The organism is Psychrobacter sp. MES7-P7E, from assembly GCF_002863645.1.
In the GTDB taxonomy this organism is placed as follows: domain Bacteria; phylum Pseudomonadota; class Gammaproteobacteria; order Pseudomonadales; family Moraxellaceae; genus Psychrobacter.
The window spans coordinates 51896-70180 of the sequence record NZ_PJBU01000113.1 but is presented as its reverse complement, the minus strand read 5'-3'; the positions used below and the strand labels follow the sequence as shown (position 1 = coordinate 70180).

Below are 18285 nucleotides of genomic sequence, written 5' to 3'. Positions count from 1 at the left end.
GAATAATAAAACTAAAAAATAAATATTGTCAGATGCAATTGATAAGATGCTTGTACTTCTTTGAAGGTCAACCGTTATAACAAGTCAATTCGGCTAATACTACCGTCTAAAATCCATAGCCAAGCACATTAACTCTTATACGCAGACATAAAAGAGTATTCTAGCAGTTTTCCACTGCAAAGTAAGGCGATTTTGTTAGAAGAGATGTGACTTACAGATGAAATGACAAGCTAAAAAAGGATAACGCAACAATCGTTACACTTGTTGAACTTCGTTTCTTTATATAGATACTATTATAATTACTATGACTTCTTAGAAACAAAAGCGAATAAATGACTAGGGTAAATTGGTTTTAGACATATCTACGTCTGTCGTTTCACTGCCATTTTGGTACAGATACTTATACATCCATGGCGATCTGCCATAAAAAGCACCATTTATTTGAGTTTGCTCTATCAAGTACTCACGAAATCTCAAATAAAATTCATTATCTGGGCCCTTAGGCTGCTGCCAAAAATCATCAAGCGGCTTTTGATCTGTTAGCTTAGGAATATCGTAAATTGCACGACCCATAACCTTAGTAGGTTTCTTATGATAAACCGACTGCAAGCCTGTCGTACTGTTAATAGTCACCATGCCAATACTATATTTCATCAAAGTTGGCAGGTGCATATCGCAACCATAGAAAACACGATGAGACACTTGATAGCGCTCAGCTAGGCTAGCTACCAGCTCCCGATAGTCTCTATGACCACGATCCAATGGATGATGCTTAAACACAAGTAACTGTTTTTGCTTAGCAAATTTGGCAAAGCTTGCGATAGACTCATCAATGAACTGTACCACATCACGATAATCACTATGATGGGTAATCTGTGAGTCATTATGTACTTGCAAACTAATCAAAAAGTAATTGTTACTTTCTTGCTTGATCAGTCTATTTTGCAATTGTTTATCTGGCAAATATCCTCGTAGCTTCCGCCACGGTGCTTTTAACCAAGCGATGGCCTCTTGCCAAGCGGTCATACCACGATAATGCGAATAATGTGGATAACGACTTTTATAAAGCCAAGCAATGATGTAATAGACGATGGCCGCGATACTTAAGCGATAAAATCGATTATGTGTGTATAAAGGCTGATCATTGGCTTTCTTAAGTGCTTTAATCTCAGCAGTGTTTAGACGTGAATAGCCATTAATCCCATGCTCTTGTAAGGTAATGTAATCAGGACGCAAGTACCCTTCTTCAAAGACAAAAAATGAAATACCTAGCTTCTCACTGATACACGCTGCTTGAGTATGATGCGGTCGACAATCGCCAAAGCATACAATCGCATCAATGGCATTTTCTTTAATGAACGCCTGCAACCAAGAGGAAAATTGCGCTAATGTATTGGTATATTCGTAGGTATTGTCGTGATGATAAAAAAAGGCATCGCCTGCATTAAAATTGATTTTACTTACTTTAATATCTTGAGTTTGCAAGAATGACGAAAAGCGATTAAAAAACCCACCCATTTTCCCTTGTAGTAGCAAGACATGTCGATGAGTAAGCAAGTGAGACATCGAAGCTGCCATAATACAGGGCTACCATTAAATGAGAAAATAAGAAATAAAAATGAGAAAGGTCGTGCAACCGTGTGAAAACACATAGCGTAAAAGTGATTATACCGAAAAAGCATCTATTTGTCGCAATGCAATTATACGGTGCTACTCTAATAAATTAACGAGACATTTTACGCAATTTCTGTTGCCACTGGTGACGTTGCTGCATAAAACGTGTGGTCGCGTGACGTTTAAACTTTGTAGATAAAGACGAGTTCACAGTCTTAGCTGAACTATTTGAAGTACTAGCCATTTCAGATTGCGATTCTTCACTATTCGCAAGCAGATGCGAGTCTTTGAGAGGGTATAAATAATCGATCACCTGTTCTACTTGTGCTAATCCATAGCCATCAGGCAGACGATACAACGGGTAACATATAAGCGCGCCATATATTAGCTGCTCAAGAGTCAAAGGTATATCTCGTTGACGCCTTTTTAGATAGGTATATTTCGGTAGCGACTGCCCGTCAATATCTGTGGTCAACCCCCAACCTGCATAAAATGGTAAACCATAGCAGGTGACGTCCAATCCACGCAGCAACGCTTCAAAACCAGTCAGTGAGCTGATCGTATGAACCTCATCCACCCATTCTAAACAATCAGGCATGGCAGTATCGTAGGCAACCGCTTGAACTTGTTGTAGATGAGTTTCTGATACTTTACCTGCTCGCAGTCCTGCCTCAACATCAGGATGCGGCTTATAAATCAAATAAGCGTCTGGGTTATCTTGTCGTACACGTTCGATCAAACCACTGTTTGTCTTTATTGTGGAACCGCAGTACTGTACTGACAAATCGTCCTCTACCTGACCGATAATAAGAACGCGTCGTCTCCCAGATATTTTGGCATCCTGCATCCACGAATTATTTTGGATGCTAGAAACATCTATACCAGCCCCAACATTGTATTTACTTACCCGCTGATTCAGCAGTTTATCTTGCAGTTTTTTTACGCGAAGACGCTGTTCAGAACTCAGTGGCTGACAATTTTGCAGCAATGTTTCTAAGTCTGAAGGCTGGGTCGCATCGTAATAAATACCTTGTTTGTCTATGACAACAGACAGTGGTGCGAGTAAAGTAGCACCTAAACCATTTGATCGGATAAACCCATCTTCCATACAATAAATAGCTGGCATGTCCGAGCTTTGTTCAGCAAGTTTACTCTGTAGCTTCTTCTGTACTTGCTGACGTTTGGCCAAACCCCATACCAATAAAGGCTGGCTGAAATTGACACGGAAATGGTCTGGATGTAGAAGATTTTTTAGACGCGGTTTTGGTTTAACGAATAATGTCGTACGCGGTAGGTCTATAAAGGCTTTGACAAATGGCAGCTTCCAACGACTAAATTCATATATCGTCAAATCGCCTTCAAGACGCGCTTGCCACCACCGATTGGTCACCAACCACTCAATGGCTGTATCGATATCACAAGCTTGTTTCGTTACTGGATCTACATAACGACTGTAATCAATATAAGCACTATAAAATAATGTTTCTAATGACGTTTCAAGCGTTTTATGTGAAGTTGCAGGAAACACTGCTAAGTTTGACGTATCTCTATTATTGAGGATTATCTTAGCTGATGCTAAACGACGCTTCTGAACTGATTTAAGTAGATTTCTAGGTGCATTAGTGTCATCGGTCAGCCCCCAGCCACTGTACCAGCTAACTCCAAAGCAATACACTTTTTTTCCTAGCATCAATGCTTCAAAGCCCATATGTGAGCTGACGGTATAGACCTCACTTACTTGTTTGAGCAGTTCAATAGGATTGAGAAACTCTGTCAATAACCTAACGTTTTTAGGCAGTTTTAAGTTGGATAAATAGCCTGATTTTGACGCAGGATGAGCCTTTATCCAAATATGGGCGTTAGGATGGTTGTGGCATGCAAATTTTAGCATCTTCTTAAATTGACGTTTATTCGCACCAGCGCCTTTAACAGAGGCATCACCTGCTACTTGGTCAATCAATAGGACATGGAATTGTGAAGCGCTTTCTTTTTCGTTAATATTTTCTTCATTAATCAATTTATCCAACGACGGACAATCGATTATAGAATTATATTTACTCAGTTTTTCTTCGCATATACGTGCCATCAGATGACGAGCACGTGCCTCGCCTGCTGCGCGATCATTGCTAGTACTCTTGGTACGCTCAACAATCAGCTGCTCAAGGCGCGAGTGATGCGCCATATCAAAGTAGATGCCAATATCATCGACAACCACGCTCAAACCATGGCGACTACTAATACCTGAATCCAATGAACGCAAAAATCCATCTTCAATACTTAAGGTATTTACGTCCTGACGGGTGGCAGCTTTATCAGCTCGTTGGAAGCTTTTCTTGTGCCCCCATCCAATAAATGCCTCAGGTTGTGGTTTTTTCTTGCGATTTACTACACTTTGCTGCAAACCTGACCACGGATACCAGCGCTGAATATCAGCTTGCAACACTTGCGAGAGTAGCAAGTTATTGCGGCACATACCTTTACCAATCACTGCCAGTTGCTTTGGTGATTGGTACTGTGACGAAGGCGAAAGTAGCGCATGATCAGAGGTAGACATAGTAGATACCTTGACTTCATTCGCTACTTCTTTTGCCATATCTTTAATACCTTTATTCGTTAATTTTGGTTAAATCTATTCAGCCGACATCGTTACATCATGAATAGTTAACCGTTATAGGTCTAGAACTACCTTGGCAGCAATTGCTAACTGATAAACAATCTGTGATAGACCGCGAGCAATCTCCACACGCTTAGTTTTAACTTTCGGTAATACCATAATCTCGTCACCCTGCTGGATACGATACGCAGTATTGACCACTTGGCTCGCTCCATTTTGATGAATAATTAAGATATCTTTTGTATCAGCATTATCAGAGAAACCACCAGAATTAGCCACATAATCGCCAACGGTGTAGTCTGGATTAAAGGTAAGTGCGCCTTGTGCTCGTACTTGACCATTGACTGTAATGACTGACGTTTGTGCTGGTATCTCAATGATGTCGCCTTGTTGCAGAATAATATCCTGCCACGAATTTGGCACAACAACGATTTGACCGTCCGTCTGAACATTGCGAGCTTTAGCGACGAACTGCTTAACCAATGCTGCATCATCTTGACGCAATGCGGCTTCTTCACGAGTCGTTGACTGAGTGGCAAGTGTCAATTCTTCTAGACGATCGAGTGACTCGTTAATCATGCGTTTTTGTTGCTCAGCAACAGATTCACGATAGATGGTTAGATGCGTTAATTTTGCCAGCGGACTTGGCTGTAATTGTGGCACGATATCTTTTAGACGCGCGCCATATGGCACAACCATTGCGCCATTACCAGTATGTGCACCTTTTACCTGCACCGCGATGGTACCTGCGTAACGATCTGACGTTACTACCATTTGATCGCCGTTATAGACGGGAACATTTTGGGCTTCACTTAATGAGTAGTATTCTGCCGTTTGTGCACGTCCTGCACTGCGAGTGATACTGATATTAGTAGCATTGGCTGCCGGATTAGACACTTGTAACACATCACCAATAGTCAGATCATTCACATCAAACTCAAAGGTATATTCGTTTTGAACTTGACCGCTTACCACAAATGTCTTTTTCTGTGGTGCCACAGTGATGACATCACCATCACGGAATGAAAATGCCTGTAATTTACCTGCTAGCAAAAAGTCATATAAATTGACTTGCTGTAGCATTTGACCGTTACGCTTAATTTGAATGTCGATATAACTACCACGTGTTGGGTCAACGCCGCCTGCTCTATCTAAATAAGACAATACCGAGTCTGCTGCTAGACCACCGTAATAGCCTGGCTGCTTAACAAAACCTGTGACGAACACCTTAACGGGTTGCGCCTGCTCTAATGAAGCATAAACCCCTACATTCGAGCGGTAAATACGGCTGACGGCACTTTTTACCACATTCTGTAAGCTACCATTTTGCACACCAGAGACACGTACTGGCCCAACGTTCGGTAAGAAAATATTACCCTGTGGATCGACGGTCATGGTAGCAGCGTACTGATAAGCGCCCCACATTCTTACTTGGACGTTATCACCAGGGTTAATCACATAACTATCATTAAAGGTAGAGCCTGAAGTCGTCGAAAATGCTCCACGGAACAATTGCTCACCGAACATCATATCTTGAGTTTTGATATCTTGATAAGGACGCGTTGTATTGATAACTGACTGGCTTGGTAAGCTTGCTGCGTTAACCGCTTCTTGAGTCGTTGCTTGCCCTGGCACTGCCCCAGAAAATGCTTGGGTAGAAACGTTAATATTGCTCTGGTTCTGAGATTGGCTCATGTTATTGTTGCTTGTGCCAAAGCCTGAACCTGATATTTGATCTGCATAACTGCTTGCAGCTGTTGCAGACATACTAGTCGCCGCCATTGCCAAGCTTGTCGCTATCACGATAGAACGTGGTTTCATATTCATGAGTTATATTCCTTTCCTGATCTATCGATCATTACTGATATCTGGTTTTTCAAGATTAGCTACGGTGATCACGGACAACTGCCATTACCAAACGCACAAATCCGTATAGCATTAAGAGCAACGCAAGCGATGTCCAAATGAGATATGCTTGGCGCGGATATGTTGCATCTTCAGCTTCATAGGGCGTTGAGATCACAATCAAGTTTTTCATTTTCTTGAATGCTTCTAGTCTTGATTTCTCAAGCGATGACAACGACAACTTATACAACTCGGTAGCAAAATCCACATCTGCCTTGATGGTCTCAAACTGTACCGCTTGACGGTTTAATTTGGTTGTATTTGGCGAGGTCAACTTGGTTTGTTCTTGAGTGATTTGCTCTTCAACAGCCTTTATCTGGCTTCTTAGTGAAACCACTTGCGGCGCATCTGGATTTAGATAACTGAGTAACTGACGCTCTTCGGTACGCAACGAACTTAATTGCGCTTGCAAGCTGCCAATCAACTGATTGACGATTTGCGCATTGGCTTGTGGGTCATAGATTTCGTTTTCATTCTGATAGTTTAATAACTGCTCTTTGGCATCATTTAAACGCTCTTCTGATTCGTCTAACTGGGTCTCTGCAAACGCCAATTGATCACGAGCCACTTCTTGTGAAATACGGTTCACAAAACGCTCAGATTCTCCTAAGATAGCTTTGTTCAGCTCGAAAGCATATTTTGAGTCAAAACCTTCTGTTGATACTGAAAGCACATAGCTCTGCTCGTCAAGATCAATGTGAACCCGTTTTTTGAAGTATTCAAGTAAATCTTCCTGAGTCGCATCAGGATCGATTTCATAAATAGGGTCTGAACCATCAACATAGTAAGCGTCTCGGAACTTAAACTTACTATCGAGTCGCTTCACCATATCATTCGACAAAATATACTCTGTCAAATAAGTCGCGTCTTCTTTACTGGTACTATTTACGCCCAATAGAGCTGATAGTCCGCCACCAGATGGTACGCTCGAATCACTGACTTGCTTCACTACCACGTCAGCAGTCGAAACGAAACGCGGATGCGCCAGTGTCATTACATAGTATATAACGAGCAACCAAGGAAGGATGACCAAGCCGATAAACAGCGAGAAGTTAATTATCTTACTTTTTTGCTTTGTGGATATGCTTTTCATAAACCTCAATCGCTTCTGTTGTATCGTCAAACACGTGTGCTGTTTGATCCATTAGTACAATACCAATATCGCAGTTTCGTTTGATATCACCAATATTGTGCGACACTATTAAAAATCCTGCTTGTGCGCGGCGGGCCGCTAAAATCTCTTCACTACGCTTACGGAATGCTGCATCACCAACGGCACCTGCTTCATCGAGCATATAGTAATCAAAATCAAAGGCCAAGCTTAAACCGAACGTTAAGCGCGCCTTCATTCCTGATGAATAGCTTTTTACTGGCATATCAAAATAACTACCGATATCAGCAAACTCTTCGACAAAACGAATTTTTTCATCAATATAAGGGCCGCTTGAATATAAACGACAAACAAAACGGACGTTTTGACGACCTGTCAAACTACCTTGAAAACCACCTGCCACCCCAACAGGCCAAGAAATAGTCGAGTCGGTAATAATCTCTCCATGATCTGGCTCATCAAGTCCACATATGATACGTAGCAATGTTGACTTACCAGCACCATTACGACCAAGCAAGCCTACACTTTGTTTATCACCAATAGTCAGATTTAGATCTTTGAACAAGTAATGACGGCCTTTCTTTGTCATAAATGACTTAGAAATATTCTTTATCTCAATCATTTACTCACCTTTCTTAATATTAGTGCTCATAATTATTGATATCACCTTAACGAGAACGAATCATGTCACGTTCAGCATACTTATAGAGTAAAAGTCCCAAAAAGTTTACAACGAACATCCATTCTAAAAAATACCAAATATCAATATGATATGCTGGATAATTGGGTGCGAAGGCGTGTCTAATCAGCTCAATATTATGAATAAAAGGGTTATAAAGTAAATAACTAAAATATGGTTCAGGAATAATATGAATCGGGTAAATGATACCGGATGTGAAATACAGTATGGTAAACAATATAGTAATTACTTTACTGATTTCGCCACCATAATAGCCAACAACCATCATAATCAGAGCAACACCAAAGCTAAATATAAATAGCGTTATCCAGCAAAACAGTACAATGTGCAGGTTTTCCAAATTGGCATAGATATCAAAAAAAGCCAATCCTAAAAGTAGTAATATCGATGTAAAGAAATAAATCACCAGCTCTAGAAATGAGCGTGCGATGATCACATCAATATGCTTAATTGACCGATACATCAACAAACCTTTATTAGCCTCAACAGCTCCTAAAGCTCTCGTTGCTATCTTCTGAAACATCCGAAAAGGAACCATTCCAGCAACTAGGAATAAGGAAAAATCCATACCTGGAACTAGACGCTCTCTAATAGCCCCGAATATAACTAAGAAAATCAGAACCTGAAAGAGGACTTCAAGCGGTGCCCAAAGGTAGCCTAAACGATATCCACCAAAGCGAGTCTGTAACTCACGCATGAGCAATGCATGAAAGGCTGCGCCCATGACTTTAAGGCCACTGCGATGCTTGATAGGACGATAAGGAGGTAGTTGGACAGACATGGCGTTACAGGACTTTACCGAAAACAGCCCCTATGATAAGTAAGCGCGACATAAGTTACAAGAATTAATCTGTATATAGACAGATAAACCTATGATTTAGTAAGAAATCTGTAAGTAAATCACACCTAAAATGCTATGTATCAACAGCTTCTAGTTTATAAAAACATTTATTTTGGGCAAAAAAAAACCAATCTCGATAGATTGGTTTTTTAGTACTGCTATATATGGTGGCGATGAAGAGACTTGAACTCTTGACCTCACGATTATGAGTCATGCGCTCTAACCAGCTGAGCTACATCGCCGTTTTAGGCTGCACATTATGCCTAAGCTGTTGACTAACGTCAACCCCTAATAAGCATTTTTTGCAAAAAAACGAATTTAATTCAGATTAATTGCAACTATTACTACAACAAACAATAAAAAAGGTTTGGTAAACCGATAAGCCGGGTTCTGTCGTGGACGATCATTCCTCTAGGCGTATCATCGCTAATACGCTCAAGCAACCTACCCGCATCGAACGCGGGCCGCGCCATGCCGATGCCTATTTGGTCTTGCTACGCGTGGAGTTTACCATGCCGTGAACTGTTACCAGCCACGCGGTGCGCTCTTACCGCACCCTTTCACCCTTACCGATAATACCCTAAGATACTAAAGGCGGTCTACTCTCTGCTGCACTGGTCGTCAAGTTACCCTGCCCAGCCGTTAGCTGGCACGCTGCCCTATGTAGCCCGGACTTTCCTCCCCTGCTCATCTGTTGCCAGTGTGCAGCGGCGATCGCCTAGTCTACCAAGCGCGCTAGTATAGCAAACTTATGACTGCCTGCGCATGTCTTTTGGATTTATTTTTGTGGACAACATAAATAGGCTAAACAAAATTTGCTGGTAGTGTTTCAATATTACTGACCACTTTATTCTTCAAATACGGTATCTGCAGCCAATGCGCTTCGGGATAATGATTGTCCAAATATTTTCGTAGAAACTCAATAGTGCTATTTGCGATCTCAGTATCCGTTTGCTCAGCATCATCATGGATATGATTATAAATTACGCTATGTACTATTAATCCGCGCGATTTTATAGCTTCTAAACTCAGCAAAGTATGATTGATGCTGCCCAATTGACCAGAGGTGACCAAAATAACTGGACAGCCTTGCTCAGCAATATAGTCTAATGTGAGTAGATTCTCTGTAATCGGCACAAGTAAGCCACCTGCACCTTCTAGTAGTACCAGCTCATACTCAGATTGCAGTCGCTTGGTAGCGTTAGTAATCATATCAGGATCAAGTGTTTCCCCTGATAACTTAGTAGCTAGATGAGGAGACGCTGGCTTCTTATAACGATGAGCACAAGTCGTAAAATCGAGGTCACATTGCTGTAAAGGAATGTCCATAAGTTGACGATGCGTAATAATATCATCAGCGATATTCATCTCACCATTATCTGGATTGATCGATACGCCCGTTTGTACTAGCTTTTGAGTGATGACATTTAAGCCTTGCTGCATAAGCGCTTTAGCAAGCAGCCCAGTAGCATAAGTTTTACCGATATCGGTATCGATACCAGAAACAAATAAAACACTCATAGTTGACCTCGGTTTTCTAAATACGTACGCACTACTTTTAGCAATGATTGGGATAAGGTAGTCAGCTCAGCATCAGTAATCACGTAAGGCGGCATGATATACACCAGCTTGCCAAATGGTCTGACCCAGATACCGTTATCAATCAACAAAGACTGAAAAATGGGCATATCGACCGCTTCATGCAGCTCAATTACAGCGACCGCGCCCAAGCAGCGCACTTCAGCAACGCCTTCTAATAAAGCAGCAGGCGCTAGTTGTTGCTCCATAATACATTGCATATTTGCGGTACGCGCTTCAATATCATAAGACATAATCAAATCAATCGATGCACACGCAACCGCACAAGCCAGTGGATTGCCCATAAAGGTTGGGCCATGCATCAGCGCTGGATAGTCACTATTATGAATGGTATCGGCAATCTTTCGGGTACATAACGTTGCGGCAAAAGTCATATAGCCACCCGTCAGCGCCTTGCCAATGGTCATGATATCAGGGCTAATAGCTGCATGTTCACACGCAAATAATTTGCCACTACGACCAAACCCAGTGGCGATTTCATCCGCAACCAATAGTACATCATGCTCATCACACAGTTGACGCAGCAATTGTAGGTATTCAGGACTATAAAAACGCATCCCGCCTGCGCCCTGAATAATCGGCTCAATGATAAACCCCGCCAGCTGCTCGCCATACTTTACAAAAAACTGAGCCAACGATTCACGCTCATCTACTGTCAAGGCGCGATCAAAGCCAAGTGGCGGCGCAGGGACGAAATGCTGCATCGGTAACTGCTTGCCATATAGGCTATGCATTCCATTAACAGGATCACAGACACTCATGGCATGCCACGTGTCTCCGTAATACCCTGAATGGGTTGAGGCAAACTGCTGCTTATTTGGACGCTTGGCAGCCACTTGATATTGCAGCGCCATTTTTAGCGCTACTTCTACCGCGATACTGCCACTATCTGCATAAAAAATCGCATCGAGACCAGTAGGTACAATGTCGAGCAGTTTTTTGCCCAAATCTATCGCTGGCTGATGGGTTAACCCACCAAACATGACATGCGCCATTTTACCCAATTGCTGAGTCAATGCTTCATTCAGTTTTGGATGATTATAACCATGAACGCTCGCCCACCAGGATGACATACCATCGATCAGACGCGTACCATTTTCAGTGATGATATAAATACCTTCAGCTCGATCGATTACGATATTAGAATAAGTGGGTGGCAGGCTGGCATAAGGGTGCCAAAGGTGTTGCTGATCAAAGTCATTTACGACTTGGATGGATTGCGTGGTGGTTGTTTGCGTGGTTATTGTTTCCATGGTCATCGTGTTGTCCCTAAAACGTTGTAAACCCAAACGTCATCAATCGCTTATAAATACTCTATTGGCCCGTAATACGTTTATATTTAGATAGCAGGTCGCTTTCAGTCTCGACATGATTGGGATCGTGAGGAATACAATCGACTGGACAAATCACAACGCATTGTGGCTCGTCAAAATGTCCAACACATTCTGTACATAGATCAGGGTCGATGACATAGATATCATCCCCTTCTGAGATGGCTTCATTGGGGCAAGCAGGCTCGCACACATCACAGTTGATGCACTCATCAGTGATTAATAGTGCCATGAACTGTTCCTTATATTTTTGCTTATATCAGTCATATATGGCTGCTCCTTACTGTTTTAGCAAGTGCTAGCAGCTTATCTTTAATGCAGCGTCTTTTATTTACTATTTAACTTTTTGTCGAATGCTTGCAAAACACAGGGTGGAACGAATTTATTGACGTCACCGCCAAGCTTAGCAATCTCACGAATCATCGTAGAAGAGATAAATGAATAATTTTGAGACGGGGTCAAAAACACCGCTTCAAAGTTTTCATCAAGCTCACGATTCATATTGGCCAACTGAAACTCATACTCAAAATCTGACATCGCTCGCAATCCTCGCAGCACCGCCGTCGCGTTTTTTTCACGCATAAAGTCAACCAATAGTCCCTCAAATCCAATGACGGATACTTGCGGTAAGTCAGCAAATACGGTTTCGACCAAAGCAACGCGCTCTTCAAAATTAAACAAGGGTTTTTTATGGTGGCCTGAGGCAACCGCGATAACGACCTCATCAAATAGCTTGACGGCGCGTGTGACCAAATCTACATGACCATTGGTAATAGGATCAAAGGTACCAGGGTATAGAATTTTGGTATGTAGCTTTGAGGAATTGGGAGAAATAGAGTGGCTCATAGCATGACTGATATAATCGGTGATATTAGGCCATATGCTAGCAAATTTTGCTCAAACTTAATACTTATCTGCTACATTTGTCCTAACAGCTGATTTACCTTTTCATCAGAGGCTTTGATACAATAGGCAGTTCGACTCATCCATCTCATAATCGAAATAAAAAACAAGACTAGTTATTGGATTAGGATGAGGAATTAGTGGGACTGATTAAATAAGGAGCCTGTGTTTTAGGTCACCCTTATGGAGAGATTATGTCAAAAAAATCAAAAAAGCCAGACAATCAGATTTGTGCCAATAAAAAGGCACGTCATGAGTATTTTATCGAAGAAACCTTTGAAGCAGGACTGGCATTACAAGGCTGGGAGGTCAAAGCCATTCGCGCAGGAAAAATGACGATTACTGAAGCGTACGTCATATTTCGCAATAACGAAGCTTTCTTGTTTGGGGCGCACATTCAGCCATTGCTATCGAGCTCAACGCACGTTAGTCCAGACAGTATTCGTACTCGTAAACTGCTGCTGAACCGTCGTGAAATCGAGAAACTATCTGGGGCAATTAACCAGAAAGGCTACGCTTGCGTACCGCTGTCTTGCTACTGGAAAAACTCATTGGTGAAATGCCAAATTGGCCTAGCCTTGGGTAAAAAGCAACATGATAAGCGTAAAACACTAAAAGATCGTGACTGGGAACGTGATAAGCAGCGCGGTTTCAAACAGCATTTAGATTAAGCACTATTTAATCTATATAAAAAAGGACGGCTCAATATTTACTGAGCCGTCCTTTTTTGTTGTTTGTGACGTTTAATAAAATAGAAACCTTTATAACATCTAGCCAGTGGCTTTCTATGCCATTTGCTCTTTTAGAGATAATGCTGTCTTTCTACTAGCCTGACGCAATTGCCTAACACCATGAGCAATCAAACACCCAATACCTAGCCAAATCAGACCATAGCTATAAATCATCGCTGACTCAAATGGGTTGCCTAGTACGGTCACTGCCAAGATAAATAGTAACACTGGCTCCAAATAGCTCATCATGCCATAGACATTGACTGGTAGCATTTGACTGGCATCAATATTGGTCTTCATTGCCAAGACACTGAGCACACCTAAACCTACTAGCATCATGATAAAGAAACCCGAGCCGCTAACCAATGCCAAACTGCTTGGGGCAAAGAAGAACAAGTAAGCAAGCGCAAAGGGCGCAAATATCGTTAAATCAACCAATAAACCAGTTACTGCGCCAATTCCCTGCAGTCGGCGTAAAATGTAGTAAACAGGATACGTACCGCATACCCATAGCGTCGCCCAAGAGACACTTTGCGTACGGATAACTTCACTACCCACGCCCAATGCAGCAAAGGCCACTGCCAACCATTGCAAACGGCTTAATTTTTCGCCAAAGAGGACACAACCAAACACCACCATCATTAACGGGAATAGAAAGTATCCCATCGCGGTTTGCACACCTTGTCCATTCACTGGCGCCCACATAAATAACCAAAATTGACTCAGGAATATCGGTGTAGGTAGTAGCAGCCAAACGCATTGCTTAGCGCCTTTGAGCGCTTTTAGTTTATCGATGTGCAATCCCAGACGTCCACTTACCATTAAGTATCCGACCAACGCTGCCCACATCGCGAGCATGCGCCAGATAAAAACTTGCGTCCCTGATAATGGCGACAAAAAACTGCTATACGCATAGAGTACACCAAATAGCACGTTGGACAATATGGCAAAAGACACCCCTAGTATTAATGTGCGTTGTTGTGCGCTACCTGTCGTCCAAATCGCAGGTAGTGGCAAACGTGCAACAGTCGTTGCTAGCGTATTAGCGAATACATTGGAGAACATTGAGATAGACATGATAGGCACCGTAGCTATTAATAGATGATAAAAAACCAATTGCTAGCTCTTATTTTGAAGCAGGTCTGATTGGTATGGTCTATTTTACTAGGGTACTTTGATATATTATCTCTATATAGATGTACTTATGAATAAAAATATCATATATATATCCTATAAATGATTATTTTCTTATATTAGTGTTTTTAGTGATAATATTTATAAAAATAGATAAAAAACTCTGCTGTTAAGGATGTCCTGATATGAGCCATACTTTAGATAACATTGATAAAGCTATTTTGAACTTGCTGCAAGATGATGCGACATTACCGCTTAAAACTGTCGCAGAGCGAGTGCACGTATCCATTGCGACGGCGCAGCGGCGTATACAAGCGCTAATAGATAGTGACGTGATTACCAAACAAGTCGCCATTGTCAATCCTGACAAAGTGGGCTATGGCCTGACAGCAGTAGTAATGATAGAAATGGAGCGCTCTAATACCTCAATGCAACATCGATTTGAGCGCCTGATGGACGCGCAATCACGAATCATGAGCTGTTATGAAGTATCGGGCGATTTTGATTTTATGTTGATGGTCAATGCAAAAAACATGAGCGACTATCATCAGTTCACTCGCAGCTTACTGACTTACGAAAATAATGTACGCAATTTCAAAAGCCAGTTTGTGATGAACTTTACTAAGAGTGGAACTAAAATCACCCTAGATTAATTATAATTAGTTATTCACCGCTACACTTACCTATCATATAACAATGGATGATAAGTAGCTAAGTTACATATAAACACTGTACGATATTCACCAGACATCCGAGAAGAAATAAAAACTCGATAGTTAATTTCGTAAGCCCATTTGTTAGACAAGGAAGCCTAATCATGACTGACCATACAAACGCTGATAACAAGAATATGAAAGCGTCACTAAAACCATTAAATTCAAAAAAGGTGATAGCAGGCGCTTTGTTTGCCGCGGTACTAGCCAGCTCGGGCTGTGCGACCAGCTCACTATTAGACAATAGTGGACACGTCACCACGAACACAACGAAGCAGATACTGTCTGAAGATCAAATTGTTGCCTTTGGTCGTCCTGCTCAGGCGTTACCAAAAATGCCAAACGCGTCAATGGTTATCGTAGGAGAGAAGAACAGCTACGTTCTCACCCAAGGTGGGACAGAAATGGTGAACTTACTGAGTAATCTGTCTCAAAAAAATATTCAAGTGGATAACGACATGAGCTTTCATGTACCCAATAACGATGGGTACTTCCAAGGTGAGATGAAACTGTCTTATGCTAAATTAAAAGATGAGTTTGGGCGCTCAGACTATCAGTTCTTTTTGCAAAACAACGGTAAAGAGTGTACCTCAGCGAGCGATCAACGTATCAATGCTCAGCGCTTTTGTTTTAGCGTTCCTGTCAAAGGCGCTATCTATCCGCAAGTTAGTAACTTGGGGTTAATTCAGTCAAACTATCGCGCATTGACCAAACCATATACGGTGAGTTTTTATACACAAACTCAGCAAGATGTCGTCACTCGTAGCGGTCCAAATGGCGCACAAAAACTGGTACTGCTACCCTTTGCCCTCGCCTTTGACGTGGTTACTTTCCCGTTTCAGCTATTAGATTAGATAGTTAACTATTATACCGCTCATCGTCTAGTATCAAGTTTCAGGCTACGTCATGAAAGCTACGTCATGAAAGCTACATCTTGAAAGCTACATCTTGAAAGCTGCGTTATAAAAGCCCCTTTATATAAGGTACGTTATCGAAAGGTATTCCATACTAAATCGTAACGTGCCTGCTTAATATTTTAGAATAACTTTTCGACCAGTGTTTTCGGGTAATTTTGTTTTGCCTTCTCTGCCGCTCGAAACATCATCTCATCTGCTTCGACAGGTCCTGCAACATCGCATAAGCATACATAAGCCAACTGCATCAAATTATTTAACAGGTGCTCATTATCAGGTACAGACGGGCGATTGCCTTCTAAAAATTGACTGATGTTAAGACCATGCCCTTTGAAGGTGCGCTCTTGCGAAACAGTTTGGTGCATGGTCAGAAATAGGTTGCGACTTTCTGTTTCTGATAGCTGACTGCGCAGCGCTTCTACGACGGTATAAAATGCCAAAACCAACTCAGAGACAGGAACTGGCGCTTTGATTGCTTTATTATGACCATTATGGCTATTGTGACTATTAACCTCTACTGTCTGCTGACTGTCCGCTTGCAACGTAGCCCAAAAGCCTTTCCTAATATCAGACTTATAAGCTTGCAGCTCAGGATAGCGCCTTGTCGCATCCAAGACGCACTGTTGCATCATCTTTACAGAGACCGTTGAGTATCGCTGCCACTGTGATTTAAGCAGCCGCACCTCCTCAGGATGTAGATAGTCGGCAAGCACCTCTGCCATCGCAGTCACAGCTTGGTCTACGGATTGAGTATCAATATTCATCAGCTCTCTCCTATAAATGCCGCTCGGTTAAACTCTTGGAATCAAACATTTGCTTCTGGAACTCAGGGTAACCGAGCTCTGCATGCTCGGTATAATCAAGGCCACGCTGCTCATGTAAGCGGCTTGCTTTTAACCCAAAGCTTAGATCGATCAGCTTATACATCACTAGACCCAGTCCCAGTCCCCAGCCTAATGCCACGCCGACGCCCAGCACTTGTACGCCAAGCCGTGATAAGTTAAACAAATCTCCTGTATAAAACAATCCTGCAGCGATCGTACCCCACGCACCGCCAAAGCCATGTACTGCCACTGCCGAGACCACATCGTCTACTTTGAATTTTAATAACGCTTGCGACGATAGGATATAAACCACGGAAGCAATCGCACCGATGATAATGGCAAATACAGGCGTTGTGGTCGCACAACCTGCAGTAATCGATACCAAACCAATCAAGCTGGCATTGACACTATCGCTCAGCAAAATAGCTTTATTAAGCGATCGGGAGATCAGCATGTAGCTCACCACAGCACTGACTGCTGCAACAAAAGTATTGACTGCGATTAGACCAATATTGCCAGTGATAGACAATGTCGATCCAGCATTGAAGCCGAACCAACCAAACCATAAGATAAATCCGCCAAGCGCTAGCAACGTCATGTTATGCCCTGCGATGAGTCTTGGCGTACCATCAGGTGCAAAGCGGCCTAACCTTGGGCCAATGACCAAGATGCCTGCCAATGCCAACCAACCACCGATAGAATGCACTACAGTAGACCCAGCAAAATCAATAAAACCAAGCTCAGCTAGCCAGCCTGTACCGCCGAAGTAACCACCCCATACCCAACTGGCAAACACGGGATAGATAAACAAACAAATCAAACATGCCGCCACCGCATAGCCGATGAACGAGACGCGCTCTGCCATCGCACCACTCGCAATCGTCACCGCTGTCGCTGCAAACATCATTTGAAAAAACATCAATGCCCAGTCCATATTAGACAACGCGACTGGCATAAAGTGATCCGTACCGACGAATCCGGAGTGATTAGTACCCATCATCAGCCCAAAACCAACCAAGTAGAACGCTAGACCGCCGATACACATATCGGTATAGTTTTTCATCATCACGTTTACCGCATTTTTCGCACGTACCGATCCGCTTTCAAGTAGAGCAAAACCTGCCTGCATAAAGAACACCAATACCCCGCCCCAGATAATCCAAGCGATGTTTTGATATTCGAGCAGCTGTGCCACGGTCAATGTGTCAGTCTCAGCAGCTTGGGCACTACTTATCATTGCAAACGATACTGTACTTAGCACCAGCCTATTGTTTAGCGATAATTTTAATGGTTGTAATAGTTTTAATAATGTCTTTATCGTGTCCAGTCCAACAGATGATGTTCTCATTTT

Annotated in this window: 16 protein-coding genes, 1 tRNA gene and 1 other RNA gene; 3 read left to right on the top strand and 15 right to left on the bottom strand. The window is 42.3% G+C overall.

Annotated features, from left to right (window positions below):
• Positions 1–336 precede the first annotated feature (336 nt).
• The 12 genes from CXF62_RS12325 to coaD form a co-directional block, all read right to left on the bottom strand.
• A complete protein-coding gene (locus CXF62_RS12325; protein ID WP_180952664.1) occupies positions 337–1578 on the bottom strand; it encodes a capsule biosynthesis protein in 1242 nt (413 codons plus the stop codon).
• A 145-nt stretch (positions 1579–1723) separates the two neighbouring features.
• Positions 1724–4207: a capsular polysaccharide biosynthesis protein gene (locus CXF62_RS12320; RefSeq protein WP_228153235.1), complete on the bottom strand. Its 2484-nt coding sequence runs from the start codon at positions 4205–4207 to the stop codon at positions 1724–1726.
• 75 nt (positions 4208–4282) lie between these two features.
• The gene (locus CXF62_RS12315) at positions 4283–6055 is read right to left on the bottom strand and encodes a polysaccharide biosynthesis/export family protein (RefSeq protein WP_102094584.1); all 1773 of its coding nucleotides are present in this window, start codon (positions 6053–6055) and stop codon (positions 4283–4285) included.
• Positions 6056–6110: 55 nt separating this feature from the next.
• Positions 6111–7226 (bottom strand): KpsE/RkpR family capsule polysaccharide export protein, encoded by a 1116-nt coding sequence (locus CXF62_RS12310; RefSeq protein ID WP_102094583.1) that lies wholly within the window; start codon positions 7224–7226, stop codon positions 6111–6113.
• The gene (locus tag CXF62_RS12305; protein WP_101204273.1) at positions 7195–7866 is read right to left on the bottom strand and encodes an ABC transporter ATP-binding protein; all 672 of its coding nucleotides are present in this window, start codon (positions 7864–7866) and stop codon (positions 7195–7197) included. The genes CXF62_RS12310 and CXF62_RS12305 overlap by 32 nt, the downstream gene beginning before the upstream one ends.
• 46 nt (positions 7867–7912) lie before the next feature.
• On the bottom strand, positions 7913–8725 hold the full coding sequence (locus CXF62_RS12300; protein WP_102094582.1) for an ABC transporter permease: 813 nt from the start codon (positions 8723–8725) through the stop codon (positions 7913–7915).
• Positions 8726–8950: 225 nt separating this feature from the next.
• Positions 8951–9027, bottom strand: a tRNA-Met gene (locus CXF62_RS12295).
• Positions 9028–9148: 121 nt separating this feature from the next.
• An RNA gene (rnpB, locus tag CXF62_RS12290) (RNase P RNA component class A) lies at positions 9149–9515 on the bottom strand.
• 74 nt (positions 9516–9589) lie between these two features.
• Entirely contained in the window at positions 9590–10306 is a 717-nt protein-coding gene (gene bioD, locus CXF62_RS12285) for a dethiobiotin synthase (protein ID WP_102094581.1), read from the bottom strand.
• Positions 10303–11637, bottom strand: coding sequence for an adenosylmethionine--8-amino-7-oxononanoate transaminase (gene bioA, locus CXF62_RS12280; RefSeq protein WP_102094637.1), 1335 nt, complete (start codon positions 11635–11637; stop codon positions 10303–10305). Before bioA ends, bioD begins: the two co-directional genes overlap by 4 nt.
• 61 nt (positions 11638–11698) lie before the next feature.
• Complete coding sequence (locus tag CXF62_RS12275) at positions 11699–11947, bottom strand: YfhL family 4Fe-4S dicluster ferredoxin (RefSeq protein WP_021814308.1); 249 nt, start codon at positions 11945–11947, stop codon at positions 11699–11701.
• A gap of 95 nt (positions 11948–12042) precedes the next feature.
• Positions 12043–12561 carry a pantetheine-phosphate adenylyltransferase gene (gene coaD / locus CXF62_RS12270; protein WP_102094580.1) on the bottom strand — a complete coding sequence of 173 codons (519 nt, stop codon included), beginning with the start codon at positions 12559–12561 and terminating at the stop codon, positions 12043–12045.
• A gap of 251 nt (positions 12562–12812) precedes the next feature.
• Here coaD and smpB point away from each other — a divergent pair, with 251 nt between their 5' ends.
• Complete coding sequence (gene smpB, locus CXF62_RS12265) at positions 12813–13289, top strand: SsrA-binding protein SmpB (protein WP_057758370.1); 477 nt, start codon at positions 12813–12815, stop codon at positions 13287–13289.
• Positions 13290–13403: 114 nt separating this feature from the next.
• Here the strand turns inward: smpB and rarD are convergent, their stop codons facing one another.
• Positions 13404–14426, bottom strand: a complete 1023-nt coding sequence (rarD, locus tag CXF62_RS12260; RefSeq protein ID WP_228153234.1) for an EamA family transporter RarD — start codon at positions 14424–14426, stop codon at positions 13404–13406.
• A 242-nt stretch (positions 14427–14668) separates the two neighbouring features.
• Here rarD and CXF62_RS12255 point away from each other — a divergent pair, with 242 nt between their 5' ends.
• The gene (locus tag CXF62_RS12255) at positions 14669–15136 is read left to right on the top strand and encodes an Lrp/AsnC family transcriptional regulator (protein ID WP_101204277.1); all 468 of its coding nucleotides are present in this window, start codon (positions 14669–14671) and stop codon (positions 15134–15136) included.
• 164 nt (positions 15137–15300) lie between these two features.
• Entirely contained in the window at positions 15301–16050 is a 750-nt protein-coding gene (locus tag CXF62_RS12250) for a YidX family protein (protein WP_102094579.1), read from the top strand.
• Positions 16051–16232: 182 nt separating this feature from the next.
• On the opposite strand, the gene CXF62_RS12245 is transcribed toward CXF62_RS12250, so the two are convergent.
• Positions 16233–16874, bottom strand: coding sequence for a hypothetical protein (locus tag CXF62_RS12245; protein WP_102094578.1), 642 nt, complete (start codon positions 16872–16874; stop codon positions 16233–16235).
• 10 nt (positions 16875–16884) lie between these two features.
• Complete coding sequence (locus CXF62_RS12240; protein ID WP_102094635.1) at positions 16885–18171, bottom strand: ammonium transporter; 1287 nt, start codon at positions 18169–18171, stop codon at positions 16885–16887.
• Positions 18172–18285 lie beyond the last annotated feature (114 nt).

Coding starts and splice junctions, on each gene's coding strand:
- CXF62_RS12325 (WP_180952664.1), bottom strand. CDS start 1,578: ATGGCAGCTTCGATGTCTCACTTGCTTACTCATCGACATGTCTTGCTA.
- CXF62_RS12320 (WP_228153235.1), bottom strand. CDS start 4,207: ATGGCAAAAGAAGTAGCGAATGAAGTCAAGGTATCTACTATGTCTACC.
- CXF62_RS12315 (WP_102094584.1), bottom strand. CDS start 6,055: ATGAATATGAAACCACGTTCTATCGTGATAGCGACAAGCTTGGCAATG.
- CXF62_RS12310 (WP_102094583.1), bottom strand. CDS start 7,226: ATGAAAAGCATATCCACAAAGCAAAAAAGTAAGATAATTAACTTCTCG.
- CXF62_RS12305 (WP_101204273.1), bottom strand. CDS start 7,866: ATGATTGAGATAAAGAATATTTCTAAGTCATTTATGACAAAGAAAGGC.
- CXF62_RS12300 (WP_102094582.1), bottom strand. CDS start 8,725: ATGTCTGTCCAACTACCTCCTTATCGTCCTATCAAGCATCGCAGTGGC.
- bioD (WP_102094581.1), bottom strand. CDS start 10,306: ATGAGTGTTTTATTTGTTTCTGGTATCGATACCGATATCGGTAAAACT.
- bioA (WP_102094637.1), bottom strand. CDS start 11,637: ATGGAAACAATAACCACGCAAACAACCACCACGCAATCCATCCAAGTC.
- CXF62_RS12275 (WP_021814308.1), bottom strand. CDS start 11,947: ATGGCACTATTAATCACTGATGAGTGCATCAACTGTGATGTGTGCGAG.
- coaD (WP_102094580.1), bottom strand. CDS start 12,561: ATGAGCCACTCTATTTCTCCCAATTCCTCAAAGCTACATACCAAAATT.
- smpB (WP_057758370.1), top strand. CDS start 12,813: ATGTCAAAAAAATCAAAAAAGCCAGACAATCAGATTTGTGCCAATAAA.
- rarD (WP_228153234.1), bottom strand. CDS start 14,426: ATGTCTATCTCAATGTTCTCCAATGTATTCGCTAATACGCTAGCAACG.
- CXF62_RS12255 (WP_101204277.1), top strand. CDS start 14,669: ATGAGCCATACTTTAGATAACATTGATAAAGCTATTTTGAACTTGCTG.
- CXF62_RS12250 (WP_102094579.1), top strand. CDS start 15,301: ATGACTGACCATACAAACGCTGATAACAAGAATATGAAAGCGTCACTA.
- CXF62_RS12245 (WP_102094578.1), bottom strand. CDS start 16,874: ATGAATATTGATACTCAATCCGTAGACCAAGCTGTGACTGCGATGGCA.
- CXF62_RS12240 (WP_102094635.1), bottom strand. CDS start 18,171: ATGATAAGTAGTGCCCAAGCTGCTGAGACTGACACATTGACCGTGGCA.